The sequence below is a fragment of the Chitinophaga flava genome (assembly GCF_003308995.1).
GTDB classification, from domain to species: domain Bacteria; phylum Bacteroidota; class Bacteroidia; order Chitinophagales; family Chitinophagaceae; genus Chitinophaga; species Chitinophaga flava.
Map to the genome: position 1 here is coordinate 1,901,023 of NZ_QFFJ01000002.1, position 17,373 is coordinate 1,918,395.

Below are 17,373 nucleotides of genomic sequence, written 5' to 3' on the forward strand. Positions count from 1 at the left end.
TGCCGCTTTTTATCTGTTATTCATGTTCAGGGCCTGATAAATATAAAGCTGGTTGCTGGCGATAACCTGTTCTCCACTGTGAATGCCTTGCTGAATAAAGGTATGGTCACCCTCGACAATACCAGGCCTCACCTCACGGATAGCGATGTTACATTTATCTTTTATCACCAGTACATAATGTTTGCTGTTGTCGAAAATGATTGCTTTGGAAGGTACCGCCGGCAACTCGGATTTGTTGATAGCACTGGAGAGCATAACACTGGTATACATTTCCGGCTTGAGCAGATAACCCGGATTGGGCAGTTGTACCCGTACCCGCATCACTTTATTCACCGGGTCGAGGACATTGAAGATTTTATCTACAGTGCCTATAAACTTTTTATCAGTATATGTAAGTGTGGTAATCTGTGCATGATCGCCCATCTTTATTTTATCAATATCTGATTCGTAAGCATTGGCGATGACCCATACATTATTGAGATCAGAGATGGTAAACATAGGATTACCGTTGTCGGCGCGCAATTTAGTATCGCTGTTGATGAATTTTTCCACAATAAATCCATCGATGGGTGCTTTCACGATCTGAATGTCAGAAGTGCCGTTGCCTTCATTGATAGAGAGCATGCGTTCTACCCGTTGTACTGTGGATTGGGCCTGTTCAAGACCAACCTGTGCGGAAAGCAGATCTCTTTGGGAGGCAAGGCCGCTTTTATAAAGGTCCTGAGTAGCATCGAGGTTTTTCTTTGCCACAGCAAGGTTAGTTTTGGCATTCAATAGATCATTGGAGAAGCCTACCAGTTCACTACTTTTTATGACTGCCATGACCTGACCTTTGTGTACATGGTCGCCCAGCTGTACGTCCACTTTTTGTACTGTCCCACTGACAAGCGGATATACGTGGATAACATTGTTATCATTAAAGGTGACCTTACCATTCAGCTGCAGTTGGTCATTGACCAATGAGTCTGTGGCGGTGGCAATACCTAATGTTTTGTATAACGAATCAGTAATACAATAGTCTTTGGGCGACTCATGTTTTTGGCTTTTTTGCTTGCAGGCTGCAAACGTCAGCATCAAAAAACATACAGGAATAATATACAGTTGTCGGGCGTTGCGCTTGCCATTGGCTGAACGGTGTAACGGGTTCATTTTGGAATATATTTATAGTTCCTGGTATTTCAGTTTGCAACCAGTGACGCTTAATAGAAAAATTCGGCGCCAGTGTAAAAGTTAATATCTTCAAAAGCACTTACACGATTAAAAAAAATATTGTTCGTTTGCAGAACATTCTGTTTGTAAGAGTCGTAGAAGTCGAGGAAATCCAATAGTCCAATGTTTCGTTTCTGGTAGTTGATCAGTACTTCATGTTGTAATCTTTCGAAGTCTGATTCAAAAGCGGGATCTATGCCTTTATATAATTTATCGGCATCCAGCGCTTTTTGAAGGGCTCTGTATACGGTGCCTTCTATATCTGCTTCCACACTTTTTTGTGTCGCATCGGCCGCTTTTATAGACGCTTTTGCGGACTTGATATTGCCCTGATTGCGGTTAAATACGGGGAGGTCGAAAGCTACGCCCAGAGAGTTGAAGTTGTGGACATAACTCCCCTGACGGTCATAGGCCGCCTGCAAAGTAAGATCAGGTACAGCCAGGGCCTTCTGGTAAGAATAATTCAGCTTGTTGATTTCGGTGGTGGTTTTGGCAATAAGCAAATCTGTACGGGCATGATAGGCTGAATCTATCAGCGTGGCCAGCGGATATTTAGCAGGGCTCAGATTATTGATTTGGTATTGATCAATATCAGGTACTATATAAACCGTGTTTTTTACTTGTAGTATGAGTTTTAGTTCGGATTCCAGGTCGTTTATCTGGTCGACAAGATCATGGTGTTCGCTCTGAAGACTATATAGTAATGCTTTTACACGTACTACTTCTTTTTCTGAAATATAACCTTTCCCTTTCTGTTGTTCGAAGGCGTCCACCACTACTTTAAGAGATGCTATTTCCATAGCATATACCCTTACAGATCGCTGGAGATAATAGATGTTGAAGAAATTGGTGCGCAGCGTGTATTTCAACGTACGGATAAGGTCGAATAGCTGGTATTTTGCCAGCTGGGCACCTGCTTTGGCCAGTTTGATCTGTTTGTTGCGTTTCCCCGCCAGCATAATCAGCTGAGACAAAGCTGCCTGTGTTTCAGAGGCCGAATTGCCAAAGTTGAATAACTTATGATTTTCTCCATTATAAAAGCCCTGGGAAACGGAGAAGTTGGGATTGGGGAATAATCTCGCTTGTATGATGAGTGCACTTGCGGCATCTACATTATATTGCTGGGCGAGCAGCTGAAGGTTGTTTTTGAGAAAGATTTGTTCTGCCTCTTCCAGCTTCAGGTGGGTACTATCCAGTGGAATAGTCTGAGCAGTAACATCTGTAGTGAGCCAACAGGAAAAAAATAAAGGGATGAATGCCCAATTTAACCATCGATTAAATAAGAAGCTTGTATTCATCTGTTTTGACTTTTTAGGTGGTTGAGTATGGGTAGGATTGCTTATTAACAAGATATTTTTTAGATCCTGATTAGTTCGTAGGCAAAGCTAGAGGGGCGACATTAGAATGGTCTTAATAAGAGCTTAGATAAGGATTAAAAACGATTAATTTTTGATTAGGAAAATAAGTATGTGAAAGCTCATTTCTAACACAGCCAGAAAATAGGTATGCTTTTGTTGATAAAAGGACGATCCTTTTATTGCGTGCATATGGATATGCCAACCGGTTATTTGTCTAAGGCGATGATATAATCCCTCAATACTACGGGCACATAGGTGTGATTAACATACAACACCGGGAAGATGCCATTCCGGTGCTGGATATAATCGTAGGCGGCTTTGTCCATGTTGCTGAAGTCGAAGGGTTTAACATATATTTCATGGCCGCCGGTGAAAGAGGTGGGAAGAGATTGGGAGCGCATCCCTACAGTGATTAGGGAAGACTCTAGTAGCTGGGCTACTGTTTGGTTATCCGGATTATTGGTATCAGCGGAGATGTTGATCACCCTGTCAGAAATATGTTGCAGTAATGCAGTATCCCAGCGGGTATCATTAGTGCTGAAAATACCATAATAAACTTGTGAGTGTGCATTGCTTTTTAGGATTTTAGCCAGACATACCTGTTTTTGGGAGATGTTGGCCAATACCTGTTTTTTCCCTCTGCGGGCGATGAGTACAAATAAAAGAATGCCTGTCAGAATAGCTATGCTGGCAATAAGACCATAGATACTGTGCAGTTGCCGGGACTGTAACAGAAAAAAGGTCAGGCTGCCGCCTGTAATCAATAATACAGGTAACATCAGCAGTTGATTGACAGCTGCATGGTAGGCATAATTTTTTTTCCATTCAGTTTTTCTTTCAAGATGTTCCAGTTTGCTGATATCATAATGCGTCATCGGTTGCGATTGTTTTGGAGATGAATAGTTTGGTTTTCCGTCAAAACAAGAGGTATGGGTGGGTTAATAGGACCTGCCGGTTGGTGGTTATGAGGTAATAAATATAAGCAAACTCTCGCAGTTAATGGCAGCTGGGGGGATACTTGATAAAAATATTTTTTTGATGGGAAGAGGAGATGATAAATAAAATTCATCGGTGCTTGAAATTAATGCTGCTTCAAGCTGTCAAACATAGCCCAGGGCTTTAGCCCTGGGATCATAATATCATAATATGTTGTGGCTGCTTTTATCCGGCAAGTTTTGTTTCAATGGCTGTACCCAGTTCTGCTGTTTCAGGTGTTTCATTATCAGTGTCTTTCTCAAACCAGATGTCAGCACCATCGCTGTCCTGTTTTCTCACCAGCATGATGGGTCTGTTGGGTAGTGCTACCAGAAAGGTATTGGCCGATTCCTGCGAAACGGGTACCAGCTGTCCATGATAATCAATATGAAAAGTGCTCATGGCATATCGTTTTATAATCAGGCCACAATGATTATGCCTGTAAAAGGGAGAGCGAACTGAACAACCCTGCATTTTTCAGGCAACTTTAGCTATTTTTAAAGCGCAACAATTCTATTTTATGAAAAGATGTTTTAACATCCTGCTATTATTATGCATGGCAGGGCTGTCTGTGAATGCGCAACAGCTCTACGAGCCCCGTAATATCAGGAAAGCTTATGAGAACAACACCCGCTCCCGCAGCGGAAACCCCGGTAGTAAATACTGGCAGAACAAAGGGCGGTACGATATTCATATTACGGTGGCCCCACCTTCTCCTACAGTGTACGGAAAAGAATCGGTTACCTATATCAACAACAGTCCCGATGCGCTGCAAACACTGGTGTTTCACCTTATCTGTAACGTACATAAGCCACAGGCGCCCCGTTCCGGGTATGTCAGCAAAGACTACCTGGCTAGCGGTGTCGTGATAGATACTTTGCTGATCAACGGCTCCCTGGTACCATTCAATAATGATATCGGTACCGTAGGGGTTGTCAATTTACCTACTCCGCTGGGGGCTAAAGACAGTCTGCAGCTGAAAATCAGCTGGCACTACGATCTGTCTCTCGAAAGTGGTCGCGAAGGCATCATCGATAGCGCTACTTATTTCCTGGCCTATTACTATCCCCGTGTAGCCGTTTACGATGACTACAATGGATGGGACATGCTGGAGCATAACGGCAGGGCCGAGTTTTACAACGATTTCAACGACTACCGTGTAGCCGTGAAGGTGCCTAAAAACTATGTGGTATGGGGTACGGGCAACCTGCTTAATGCAGATGAAGTGCTCCAGCCGGCATATGCAGCCAGACTGAAAAGTTCCTATAACAGTGATTCACTGGTACATATCGCCACCAAAGCAGAAATGGCGACCGGAAAAGTAACACAGCAGCAGGACTGGAATACCTGGAAATTCAGCTATGACCACATCACGGATGTGACACTGGGGCTGAGCAGTCATTACACCTGGGATGCTGCCAGTGTGATGGTGGACAGCACCACCCGCCGCCGTAGCAGTATACAGGCTGCCTACAATGATACCGCCTATGATTTCCATTCTTCTATCCGCTTTGCACACAATGCGCTCAACTGGTTCTCCCACCAGTGGCCGGGAGTAGCCTACCCTTACCCTGTAATGACGGCTTTCCAGGGATATGGAGATATGGAGTATCCAATGATGGTTAACGACGGCTCTATGGGTAAAAACCTGAGCTTCGCACAGTTCCTGCAGGACCACGAGATGGCACATACCTATTTCCCTTTTTATATGGGTATCAATGAAAGCCGGTATGCGTTTATGGATGAAGGTTGGGCCACCACCTTCGAATACCTGGCACGCATCAACGAAAAAGGGAAAAATAGTGCAGACGATCTGTACAAACGCTTCCGGATAGCCTATTATACCAACGATCCTTCTGCTGAAGAAGACCAGCCTATCATCTCGATGTCCAACCAGGTGAGTGGACTAGGGTATGGTAACAATTCATATGGCAAGGCCTCCCTGGCTTATCTGGCCGTGAAAGACCTGCTGGGCGATATGGTGTTCCGTAAATGCCTCCACACCTATATGGACAAATGGAATGGTAAACATCCCATCCCCTGGGATTTCTTCAACTCTTTTAATGCAGCTGCTGGTCAGGACCTCAACTGGTTCTGGCAAAATTGGTTCTTCACCAATCATTACATAGACCTGGCGCTGACCCAGGTACAGGTAAAGGGGAAAACAGCCAGCCTGCAGATTAAGAATACCGGCGGTTTTGCCATCCCGTTTGACGTAGTAGTCAACTATACAGATGGTTCTAAATCCAGCGTGCATAAAACACCGGAGGTATGGAAGAAAAATGACAAGTCATTACAACTGACAGTGCCGGTAAATAAAGCCGTCGCTTCCATTACCCTGGATGGCAACCTGTTTATGGATGCCACCCCGGCAGATAATACCTGGAAAAAATAATCACGGTCTAACGGTAAAGGGCGTACTGAAAGTCAGGGAGTCCTTGCCGGTGATGTTGAAGTACAGTGCAGTGGTGCCTGCCGGTATAACAGCAGATACCCCTTTTTTATCAACGGTAGCAGTAACTGATTGCCATGAGCGCTTTTGCCAGTTACTGCTATCGGTGGTAAAACATAATACCGCCTTTTCGATCTGATATTTCCCCGATAACTCTGCTACGGCCGTTGACCCTTTGATAACAGTGGCACTGTTGGCCGGCAGTGTGGTTTGTTCCCCTCTCACTATTTTACTGGCAAAAGCAAATATTTCAGATTGTTCCCATTTATGCCCATGTTTACTGGTGATGGTCATCGACAGTAGCCGGGGGCCTTTGCCCAGCAGGGCCGACTGCTGCCAGATATCCAGTGGAAACGCGGGATCATTGGTGCCGGTTACCCACAGCGTGGGCACCTGGCTGGAAGGGAGATAAATGGAAGGGTCCCATTTCTGTTTATAGGCCTGGAGCTGTTTGGGTGTCATGGCTTCAAAAAACTGCCGCCAGGATGGATTGCTGGTATTATACAGAAAGCCGCAGCCATATACAGGCACTGCGAAAGCCCAACGGTGGTCCAGCCCTATCACGGCGGAAGTGATCACGCCACCCCAGGAAATACCATGGATACCTATTTTTTGTTGGTTGATTTCAGGGAAGGAAGATAATAGAGAATGGGCTCTGATTACGTCGGCCACGGCATGATAGAACCACTGCTCCCGATCGGCCAGCTCTATATCGCCAAAGGTGGTGATACGGGCGGGGCCAGCGTTTTCATGCCATTGCCGGTTGGGGTAACTGCCGGAAGGCAGGTGCCCTTCCAGATCCATGGCGATCGCTGCAAAACCGTGGTCCACCCAGGCCTGCACCCAGGCAGGGAAAGCGGTGCCACCACCGCCGTGTACGCATACAACAGCAGGCCATCCACCCGGAGGAGGTGTGCCGGCAGGCGTTTTATAATAAGCGAAAACTTTAGTGGGACGGGCTTTATAGGTGATACCTTCATAGAAGAAGGAGCGGAAGCCTGGTACCTGGCAGGAATCGGAAGGATAGGTGCGGGGTGTTTCCTTCAATTGGGAAAGGTCCCAGGGAAACTGACTTTGAGCAGTTGTGATCAGACTGCCCAAAGTCAGCATGAATAGCAGTAATGTTTTCATGAATCTCAAAATAGAGAATCATTTCTACTATTTATAATTTGATAAATTCTACGCGGCGGTTATTAGCTTTTCCTACTTCGGAAGTGTTGTTGTCGATAGGCTGTGTTTTGCCTTTACCGTCTGTTTCCATACGGGCTACATCAATACCAAAGGTTTTGTTGAGGGCTGCTTTTACCGCTTCGGCCCTGCGTTTGGACAGGTCGAGGTTCAGCTTGTCGTTGCCGTCAGCATCGGTATGGCCTATGATTTTAACTTTTACGGCTGCATTTTCTGAAAGCACGCTGGCGATATCTTTCAGAGCACCGTAAGATTCTGCTTTGATATGGTCGCTGTTGGTATCAAAGAGAATACCGTGGGTGGTGAATTTACCTTCGGTAATCAGTTTGTTGCGGGTATCGGGTGCACCTACGGCCAGGTTGATATTGCTGATATAGAAGACGCCGTCTGTCTTATCATAGTCAGGTGCGTAAGAGGAGAACACGAGGGCGTTTAAGCCGCCGTCTGCATCCAGTGCGCGAGGCAGGTCCAGTATCTTGGTGCTGTCTACATATACGCGTACCCGTTGTTTCTGACGCCAGATAGAGAGCCTTACATAGTTTTTCTTCGGTACGTTAAAATATGGGGTACCGCTGATGCTATGATCACCAATCAGATTGGAAGAATAACGAAAAGTACCTTCACCGGAACTCTTAGGGGAGAACGTTACCTTAAAGGAGGGATTGGATGCAGCGCTGCCATCTCCATAATGGAACTTTTCATCGGTATCGGATGCTTTTATCAGGCCCACGGTAATGGCGCCGATGCCGGCAATACCATTGCTGGCCATCAGGTCTACCTGCAGGGTGAAGTTGTCCGGCAGTTTGTTGGTAATATATTCCGGATAAAAAATACCATCCTGTTTGATGGCCAGCCATTTGCCCGGACGGTTGCTGACAGTCACCAGTTCCGCGCCGGAACGGGTGTTCCACTGACCAGGGAATTCACCAATAACGTCCTGTGCAAAATTTTCCTGGACAATGATTTTTTCTCCTGGCACAAAGTCAAAGCGGGAATAGGCTTTGATATCGGTGCTGGCCGAAGGCGCGCTGTTATTGGCGGCCGCTGTATTGTTGTTGTCAGCAGTATTACCGGTGTTATTGTTTCCGGTGTTACCCTGATCGTCTTTCTTTTTTGGGGTAGTGGCTTTGTCAATGGTCTGGTCAATTTTGTCATTGACCTTCTGTTGTACTTTGTTTTTGATGCGGTCAAATAATTGAGCCTGGGTAGTGCTCCCCAGGGCGCATATACCGAGCAACAGGAATACCTTTTTCATGGTGCAGTGATGGTTTCAAAAAAAATGGATAAAAAGAGCTGCAAGGTAGTGATGTTGACAATATCTTTGATGGCTGCCGTGTTATTTTTTTAGAAACGGGTTTGGTGTTGTAACACTTTTTATATTGAAGTATGGCCAGGATGATGAAAATAATTGTTGTAGGGATGATGACCGCCCTGCTGGCAGCCGGTGTATCGGTTGTCCGGAAACCTGTGCCCGCGGCCTTGTCCTGGCCGGCCTATTTCGGGAACCGGGTGTTTGTACCTGCAGATAATCCCACTACGGAAGAAGGCGTACAATTAGGCCGCATGCTGTTTTATGAAAAAGCACTGTCTGTCAATGATAAGATGAGCTGTGCTACCTGCCATCAGCAGGCGAAAGCCTTTACAGATGGGAAAACATTCAGTGCTGGCGCCGATGGTACGCTACAACCCCGTAACACTATGGCACTGGTCAATCTGTTGTGGGTACGTCTCCTTTTCTGGGACGGCAGGGCCGCCGGTTTGGAGGAACAGGCTATCACACCACTGACTGCACCCCACGAAATGGGACAGTCCCTCGAAAACGCCGCGGCCAAACTAAGACAACGTAAGCATTATCCGGCATTATTCCTCCGGGTATTTGGCAATGACAGTATTACCGGCGACCGTATTGTAAAAGCACTGGCGCAGTTTGAACGAACCCTGATATCGGCCAATTCGCGCTATGATCAATATCTGCAGGGAAAATATCAACCTACGGTATCCGAATCAAAGGGTATTTCCCTCTTTTATACCAATCCGGACCCTTCCCGTAATATCAGAGGGGCTTCCTGCGGGCATTGCCATGGCGGCCCCAAAACCTACAGCGACCTGTTTCATAATAATGGTCTGGATGCTGTGCCTGCAGATAAGGGCCGGCAAAACATCACCGGACAGGCTTACGACAATGGGCGGTTCCGGGTGGCCACCCTGCGCAACATTGCGCTCACTGCTCCGTATATGCATGATGGTAGGTTTAAGACACTGGAAGAAGTGATTGACCATTATAGCGAACATATCGCACAAAGTGAAACGCTGAGCCCTTTTTTACAACGCAGCTCCAACATACCGGAAGGTACTTCGCTGCAGCTGTTTCCACAGGAGAAAAAAGACCTGCTGGCCTTTTTGCATATGCTCACTGATTCCAGCTTTATCACTGATCCCCGTTTTTCAAATCCATTTCCCGTTAATTAAAACATATGAAAAGATCCTGTTTAGTAGGGCTGTTGTTAAGCCTGTTTATGATCGCTACAGCGCAACAGCGGCCTTCGGTAAAGATATCCGGCGAAGTCACAAAACCACTGACTTTATATCCGGAAAATCTGCATACAATGAAACGTACCACTGTTACACTGAAAGACCGTGATGGTAACGATCACGCCTATACCGGCGTGCCGCTGCAGGACATCCTGGAACAGGCAGGTGTCACCACCGGTAAAGCTTTGCGGGGAGAGAACCTCAGCAAATACCTGCTGGTAAGAAGTGCAGACGGATATGAAGTGTTGTTTTCACTGGCTGAACTGGACAGTGATTTTACAGACAGAATAGTAGTGTTGGCAGATGAATCCGATGGGCAGCCACTGCCGGCCGGCAAAGGGCCTTTCAGACTGGTGGTGCCAGGTGAGAAAAGACCCGCCCGCAGCAGTTTTCAGGTGACGGAGTTAATCATCAGGTTTGCGAAAGACTGACTTTACAGGATGGATGAAGATCCTGTAAAGTCAGTGGGATGCTTTATTTCTCCACGCCAAACTCCACTTCATTCGCCCAATGTACCTTCCAGTCGGGATGAAAAGCCCGTGCATTTTGTTTGGACACACTTCTTTCTTTAGCCAGTTCCATACAGCTGCCTGGCGCTCCATTGTCATTCACCCGGAAGGATAGCTTAACCGGCAATCCTTTGTCGATGGCTTTTTTTACGTCCGGTAATTCCGACCAGGGAATGGCGCATTCGGTGATCACAGTATTGCCTTCTCTTTTGATCACTAGTTTCCCATTCGTAACAGGGCCTTCTTTTTCAGATACCGGCTGCCTCGGAAAAAAATGTTTCCTGTTAAGCCCCGGCGCCAGCAGCCGCCATATCTCCGTGCCTCCTCCATATTGAGGGGCTACCTGATTAAGGGCATATTCGTAGTCGGTGCATTTGTATCCGGTATAACGGGGCATAGTGCCCGGAGGACAGGCCAGCATGCCATCCTGGCCTTCGGGAATAACATTGAACGCCAGCAACACATTGTCGTACGAATAGCCTAACCCAGAATTATCCGGTGTAACGGGGTTCTTCTGATAGGTGTAGTGCCGCACGCCGGCTGGCCATATCAACGGCTGTTTAACTTCCCGGTGGACGGGCGATACAGCCACACCAGCCGGTAACTGCGAACCCAGACCAGCAATATGATACCCCATACTACCATATACACCACGCCAGTTGCCGCGGGTATCAAAATCCTCTTTTACAAAAAGACTGTCGGTGCCAGGCGGATCAAACAGCAGCGCGGCCAGTTTGGGCGTATACCACCAGCCGTTGCTATGCAGCACGATCCTGTTATCACCCTGTAGCCGCAATACTTCCCAGGCGCCGCCCCAGAGATTGGTGAGGGTACGCCTCAACCGGAGGGCGCCGGTATGATTATCAAATACCTCCAGTATCAGCGAAGATACCTGCAGGTTGGGCAGATAAAGGGCTACCTGCATGGGTTTTGCAAGCTGGAGATCTATTCCGAAGGAGTTGGTGTTGTCGCCACTTTCCCAATAATGAAGGATACGTCCGTTGCTGGTCGGTAGTTGCAGCGCGCCGGCACCAGTGGCTGCTGCACTGTTCTCTTTAGTAGCCAGTGTTTGTTGCATATCCATCGCGTAAGCGGTATCGGGATAAAAAAATGTATCGTCAGGCCGTTGGGCAAAGCGGTAGGTACCGGGGTGGGGCGTGCTGTCAGCTACTTTGGAAGCAAAATAAAAATACTGATCGTCGTAAGCGAAGTAACCATTCGCATATCCGTTGGCGTTAGTGTCAAAATTTTTGAATGGGTACCAGGCTGCTTCTGTGAGACTAACAGTGGCGGCGCCTTTGCTGCTGACGGTTTGGGGCAAGGCTGTCTGCCAGTCATCTAACTTCCCGTCTACGTGTATACTTAACCGTGAAATGACATTCACATGCATGTCTTCATAGTGTGTGGCCATACCATCTGCACCAGCATCAAAATGTACGGAGAGGGGATAGGTGTTGTTGGGTACCTTTACTCCGCCTGTGGTTTTCACGGGAATGGTCCTTGTTTCATGCGGGGCCAGGCTGATGGTGGCAGGTACGGCTGTCTGCAGTCCTGCCAGGCTTACTATAAGTTTACCTTGCACAGGGCGGTTGAGAATATTGGTCAGTTGCAGCGGCAGGATGGGCGATTGTTCTATGCGCGTGGTCATATCTTTCGCGATGATCTCTACCGGCTGGTAACCTTCTATACGGGCGGTTTTTAAAGCTGCGATCAGTTTTTCGAAAGTGCCTTTGGAACCATCAGTGCGTAGGTAATAGCCCTGGCTGTTGAGCGGTATCTCCAACTGCTTACCGGTAGTGGGTATCAGGTTTCCGTAAAAATCATATAGCCGTATGTAAGGGGCTGCGGGCAACAGCATCCGGCCACCACGAAGTGGCCGGTATTTTTGTAATTCCTGTTGAAGGCTGTCTGTAGCCATATGGCCGGCGCTGAGGGCTGCTCTTATTTTTTCTTTTTCCATCACTTCCGTCAGTCCTCTTACGCCACGGAACAGTACCCGTTCGGGACCAAAGGCTTCACCGATGTCGCCGCATATTACGGCAGTGCCATCGTCAGGCTGTTTGCCGTCAAAAAGCATTACCCAGGGTAGCCCGTTGGGAAACAGCAGCTGCCGGAAGTTCCTTTCCCCGATCAGCTGCTGCACCGCGCCCAGGGCGGCGGCAGGCGACCAGGTGTCTGGAATGCGCGCGATCTCCGTGATGCCCGAAGGAGTATGGATTTTTTGCGTGAAATGTTCACTGCCTCTGCCGCCGGTATACATATAACCGGCGTAGATGCCCATAGACCGGTCGTAACCGGTGGAACGGTTGGTAGCTACGGTAAGGCCTATACGATCATCGGTATTACCCACCCAGCTCTCCGTGTCCCATATTTTAACACGGCCATGGGGCGAGCGGCGGTTAACCCACTCCGGATAAATGGCCGGTGATTCCATCCCCTGATAATGGATAGAACAGAAATCAAAGATGGGAAGGAAGGTCATCTTCCCATCTGCAAAAAGTTTATCCCAGGCGTTGGAATTGGAGTCTCCACCTCCCACCAGCACATCGGCTCCTTTTTTACGTGCGTCGATCACCGCTTGTGCCATCACACGGTATATCTCCCGGTATCGCAGGATATCGGACTGCCATCCTGAAATAGACAATCCCTCCCAGGGTTCATTCCAGAGTGATACCGCCGTCACAGGTCCTTTGGGCCAGCCGTACTGCACACAGAGGTGATGGACAAAACGTTCGAAATCTGCGTCAGAAGAAGGGAGCCATACATAGTCCTGCTTGGTCTTCCGCATCACGCCAGCACTGTCGAGGAAGGGGAGAGGCCTGCCTAGTGGCAAAGGGGCTGTGCCTGCGCCAAACATCAGCAGTACGGTAATATGCTTAGACTGGTACTCTTTCAGTTTGCGGTCCAATGCCTGCATTTTCTCCGTATAGTCGCTGGCGGTAGTGGGAGTATAATCTACGCCCATCCGTATGGCCTGTACACCTACCCGTTGCAGGAAGTCTGCTCCCATGTCATCAAGTGATTGTTTGGGATACTGTAGCCGTTGCGGGTTGGCAGCGAACGTACGTACCAGGCTGGTTACAAACCTTCGCCCATATCTGCCCAGGTCCATCACTATGGCGTAACCACCCAAACGCTCCGGTATCACCGGTTGATGGGTGATGTCAAGATAACCGTTGGCAGGGATATTTACCTTTACTGGTATGGAGGTCACCGGTCCTGCGGGCACTACCTCCGGCAGCCATATATCGCCGGGAAGTCCCCGGGTACCATATGGGATCAGCTCTATCCTGCCTTCTGCCACCATAGGTTCATTTAGCTGGTTGACAACCTGCAGTGTATAGGAAGGCTGTTCTCCCGGCCATAATACATTGGTAGCACAGGAGGCACGAACAATGGCTACGTCATAATCATAATGCCGCTGATTGTTTTTAACGTCCATAACCTGTTCAAAGTGTACCCATTCGGCAGGCGCCTTCATTTGTGCCATACCGTTATACCCGCTGCTGATCAACAGCCCGAGTATCCATACATATTTCATTCTTTATCTTTTAGAGCTTAATAAATTTCTGTTGCCCTACCACCTTACTACTGGCGGCATCGGTGACGCGCAGCACATAGGAGCCTGGCAGCAGACTGGCCACATCGGCCTGTAAGATGCTTTGGCTGCCTGCCTGTATTGTTTTAACGGTTTTTCCCATGAGATCATAAATATGAATGGTGAACCCTTTGGCAGCCTGTTGTTTCAGGTCGATATACAGTGTTTTGTCTACCGGGTTGGGATATATTCTGAAATCTGCTATGTTGTTGCCACGGGCCAGTGTAGCCGTTGCCGTTGTAGTGCTGTCTGTTGCCGGTGGTGGTGTGGGTGGTGTCCAGCGATGCAGCACTACTTTATTGGCGTTGTAGTCATCTTTGGTGATGAGGTATTCGCCGGTGCTGCGGTGGTAGGCTCTGATGCCATATTGTGAGTCCACATCATTGCCTACATAAACGGCGGGGTTGCTGCTGTTCATCGTCAGTACCAGTGCGCCGGTGCTGAGGTCAAATACATCGATATCAGGAATGGCATAATATCCCACAAAGAGATAGTTGCCGGCGGCCGACATGGATTTGGCCTGTGCTCTGCTGAGGGTGATCACTACATTCGGTGTACGATTGCCGGCCTGCCACCCACGGTACACTTCTATCCGGTTGCCGATCAGTGTCCAGTCGGCATTACCGCCGGCCAGCACCATCACATCGCTGGCAGGAATATATTCCAGCCGGTTAAGACGGGCGATGGATGCGGGTGTAGGGGTAGACACCACTGGCCCCCAGATAGGTTTGCCATTGGCAGCAAAACCAGTCAGCGGATAATGCTGGATAGCATTGGTTTTATCCTGTGATATCCAGATGTCCCCGAGAGAATCGAGACAGAAACCGTTGCGTACTTTGGAGATGGTATCACCGGGAATGGCGATATATCCGTCGGTGGCGGGGTTGAAGTAGAAGGTATAAAATACGTCGGGGTTCTGATTGCAGGCTACCAGTATTTTATGTCCGCCTACATTGGCAAGGTGTCCGAAGAAAGCGCCGCGGCCGGGATCACTTTTCTGAATGCGGGCATCCTGAGGATAACGGTAGGGATCTATGGTATTAGCTACGTAAGAGCCACCATCGGTACCGTTGTAGGAGAAGAGGATATTACCGGTATAAAACAGGGAGCCATCGCTGCCGGCATCTGCGGCAGCATTACCTTCGAAGTTAAGGGCCTGCAGTGTCCAGCGGAGAGTGCCGGTATTACTGTAACAGTGGATATCGGTAAGGCCGTTGCGACCAAGGTCCCAGGTGCCACCCCAGGGATTGTTGAGCACATAGAGATTACCGGCGGTATCTTTGCCGATGCCCACTACGCGGGTGAACCGTTTATCGCCGGCGGCGCCACGGGTACCGCTGGTCTCGTTGAGATAACCGCCTGTTGCCCCAAAAGTGCCGGATAGTGTAGGCGTCCCCGTGAGATTGTTATAAATTTTGATGTTCATGTCTGGCCCCTGGTCCCCGATGAGCAGTTCGCCCCGGATGCTGTCTGCATAGAGGGCCGATGGACGGGCAGTGGCGGCCAGCTGTATAATCGTATTGGCGTTACCGGTAGTGTCGTAACTACGGATGGTGCCGTTGCTTTTCTGTGCCACCCATAGCTTTCCGCTACTGTCTATTGCCAGTGCGCCGGGACCTAACACCGGCCATTGCCGTATCTGCACGCCACCGGTGGTGAATACTACAATCCGGTTACCGCTGGAGTCGCTCACAAATACACGGCCTGCGGATACAACGATGCCGCCGATAGCATCACCGGTGCCGGCGCTGGCCACAAACAAAAGGTCGCGGGTTTTGGTGGCACGGTTGTACCGTCCTACTTTACCGCTGTTGGGCGTTTCCTGCGCGGTGAAAATATAGGTGGCATCGCCGCCGATGGCACAGCCCTGCGATTCCTTATTGCCGCCCATAGAGCCAAGAGTGGTACCGTTTTGATAGATGCCGATGTTTCTGGCTTTTTCATCCCATCCGGATGCCGTATATACAACGCCTTCGGGAGATACCCACATAGACCTTGCGCAGTTGCCCACATGACGGTTAACGTCGGGAAAGTTGTTGCCGAGCCAGCTAGTGGTATACTGGCCATAGCTGCAGGTTACCGCCAGCAGAAAGCCTGACAGTACTGTAAATAGTTTTTTCATGGTGTTTGGGTTGAGGTGAAAAGAAAAATATTAATAACCGTGATTTTGTACCAGCCGTGGATTACGCCCCAGTTCCCGCAACGGAATCGGCCACAGTGCCTGATCGGCATTAATGCCTAACACGGCATTGGCCCTGCCGGTGCGTACCAGATCGTAAAAACGATGGCCTTCAAATGCCAGCTCCTTAAACCGCTCGTTTTCTATCGCCAGTGTAAGGTCGCTGTCTGTTTCTCCGGCCTGGGGAAAATCATAGGAGGATGACGTAGTGGTAGGCAACCCGAAAGCCCTGCGGCGAATGGTGTTCAGCATGTCCACCGCTTCGGCATGTTTGCCCAGTTTGTCCAGGGCTTCCGCTCTCACGAGGATAATGTCTGCCAGCCGTAATGCAATGATGTCGGGTTCGGTACCATTAGTTAACCGGATATATTTGCTGACATAGTTGAGTGCCGGCGTGGCGGTATTGAGGCCGAGGGTAGCGTTTCTGCGGATATCGCCCGGCTCGTATGCCTTTACGATTTTATCGGTAGGTGCTATCTGATAACTGCCCGGCTGTACACCGGCAGGTATGCCGTTTACAGGGATATACAAACTGAAAAGACCGTTGGCCTGTGCAGAAGAACTAACATATTGTATCTCGAAAATGGCTTCTGTACTGTTTTTACCGCTGACGGTAAACATGTTGTTGTAGGCGCTGCTCCCACTTACCAGCGTATATACGGGACTGTTAATCACATCCAATGCTTTGGCGGCGGCAGAGTCGTAGCGCTGCAGGCTCAGGTATGCCTTGGCCAGCAAGGCTTTGGCTCCGCCTTGGGTAGCCCTTCCCCTGGTATCTGCTGCCGTAGGGTAACTAACAGGTAACGATGTTTCTGCAATGGTAAGATCCGCGATGATCTGCCGGAAGATAACGTCTACGGGTGTACGTTCTATGGTGAAATCAGCATTAAAGGAAGTGTAAGGTGTTGTCACCAGCGGTACAGGGCCGTAGGCTTTTATCAGATTAAAATAAAAGTAAGCCCGCAGGAAACGGGCTTCTCCCAGTATCTCCTGCTTTCGGTTGCCGGTGAAAAGGCTGTCTTTCATATCGGGCACATGTTTCAGTAGATCGTTGGCCCTGCCGATACCGGTATAGTTATTCTGCCAGTAGGAGGCTACGATCGCATTATCTACCGGAATACCGTGCTGACTAAAGGGTGAATAGTTGATCAGCAGGGCAGTGGCGGCATCGGAAGCGGCATCAAAAGCTACGGGAAACTGCATGGAGAGGCTTTGCACAGCAGGATATATCCCTACGGCAGCGCTCTCCGCATCATTGGCAGTAAGCCAGAAATTATCTTCTGCAATGGTATATTCCGGCACCTGGTCCAGTACTTTGGTGCAGGCGCTGAAGGCTATAATGATAAAAAGGAGTACTGTTTTTTTCATTTCTT

Annotated in this window: 12 protein-coding genes; 3 read left to right on the forward strand and 9 right to left on the reverse strand. The window is 48.8% G+C overall.

Annotated elements, in window-relative coordinates:
- Window positions 1–9: 9 nt before the first annotated feature.
- The 4 genes from DF182_RS23915 to DF182_RS23930 all read right to left on the reverse strand — a co-directional run bounded on the left by DF182_RS23915 (window position 10) and on the right by DF182_RS23930 (window position 3,944).
- The gene (locus tag DF182_RS23915) at window positions 10–1,149 is read right to left on the reverse strand and encodes an efflux RND transporter periplasmic adaptor subunit (RefSeq protein WP_113618308.1); all 1,140 of its coding nucleotides are present in this window, start codon (window positions 1,147–1,149) and stop codon (window positions 10–12) included.
- Window positions 1,150–1,199: 50 nt separating this feature from the next.
- Window positions 1,200–2,507, reverse strand: coding sequence for a TolC family protein (locus tag DF182_RS23920; RefSeq protein ID WP_113618309.1), 1,308 nt, complete (start codon window positions 2,505–2,507; stop codon window positions 1,200–1,202).
- Between the two features lie 266 nt (window positions 2,508–2,773).
- On the reverse strand, window positions 2,774–3,442 hold the full coding sequence (locus DF182_RS23925) for a hypothetical protein (protein WP_113618310.1): 669 nt from the start codon (window positions 3,440–3,442) through the stop codon (window positions 2,774–2,776).
- Between the two features lie 286 nt (window positions 3,443–3,728).
- Window positions 3,729–3,944 carry a hypothetical protein gene (locus DF182_RS23930; RefSeq protein WP_113618311.1) on the reverse strand — a complete coding sequence of 72 codons (216 nt, stop codon included), beginning with the start codon at window positions 3,942–3,944 and terminating at the stop codon, window positions 3,729–3,731.
- A gap of 118 nt (window positions 3,945–4,062) precedes the next feature.
- On the opposite strand from DF182_RS23930, the gene DF182_RS23935 reads away from it, so the two are divergent.
- Window positions 4,063–5,937 (forward strand): M1 family metallopeptidase, encoded by a 1,875-nt coding sequence (locus DF182_RS23935; RefSeq protein WP_113618312.1) that lies wholly within the window; start codon window positions 4,063–4,065, stop codon window positions 5,935–5,937.
- Here DF182_RS23935 and DF182_RS23940 read toward each other — a convergent pair whose 3' ends face one another.
- Entirely contained in the window at window positions 5,938–7,125 is a 1,188-nt protein-coding gene (locus DF182_RS23940; protein ID WP_113618313.1) for an alpha/beta hydrolase family protein, read from the reverse strand.
- Window positions 7,126–7,156: 31 nt separating this feature from the next.
- A complete protein-coding gene (locus DF182_RS23945) occupies window positions 7,157–8,437 on the reverse strand; it encodes an OmpA family protein (RefSeq protein WP_113618314.1) in 1,281 nt (426 codons plus the stop codon).
- A 140-nt stretch (window positions 8,438–8,577) separates the two neighbouring features.
- Between DF182_RS23945 and DF182_RS23950 the strand changes: the two genes are divergently transcribed.
- Together DF182_RS23950 and DF182_RS23955 are read left to right on the forward strand one after the other, a co-directional pair.
- Window positions 8,578–9,651, forward strand: coding sequence for a cytochrome-c peroxidase (locus DF182_RS23950; protein ID WP_113619704.1), 1,074 nt, complete (start codon window positions 8,578–8,580; stop codon window positions 9,649–9,651).
- 5 nt (window positions 9,652–9,656) lie between these two features.
- On the forward strand, window positions 9,657–10,145 hold the full coding sequence (locus tag DF182_RS23955) for a molybdopterin-dependent oxidoreductase (RefSeq protein ID WP_113618315.1): 489 nt from the start codon (window positions 9,657–9,659) through the stop codon (window positions 10,143–10,145).
- A gap of 43 nt (window positions 10,146–10,188) precedes the next feature.
- Here DF182_RS23955 and DF182_RS23960 read toward each other — a convergent pair whose 3' ends face one another.
- From DF182_RS23960 to DF182_RS23970, 3 genes are read right to left on the reverse strand one after another with little or no spacing between them, the layout of a single operon-like run.
- Window positions 10,189–13,764 (reverse strand): hypothetical protein, encoded by a 3,576-nt coding sequence (locus DF182_RS23960; RefSeq protein ID WP_113618316.1) that lies wholly within the window; start codon window positions 13,762–13,764, stop codon window positions 10,189–10,191.
- A 10-nt stretch (window positions 13,765–13,774) separates the two neighbouring features.
- Window positions 13,775–15,943, reverse strand: coding sequence for a T9SS type A sorting domain-containing protein (locus DF182_RS23965; protein ID WP_113618317.1), 2,169 nt, complete (start codon window positions 15,941–15,943; stop codon window positions 13,775–13,777).
- A 30-nt stretch (window positions 15,944–15,973) separates the two neighbouring features.
- Entirely contained in the window at window positions 15,974–17,368 is a 1,395-nt protein-coding gene (locus DF182_RS23970) for a RagB/SusD family nutrient uptake outer membrane protein (protein WP_113618318.1), read from the reverse strand.
- Between the last annotated feature and the right edge of the window lie 5 nt (window positions 17,369–17,373).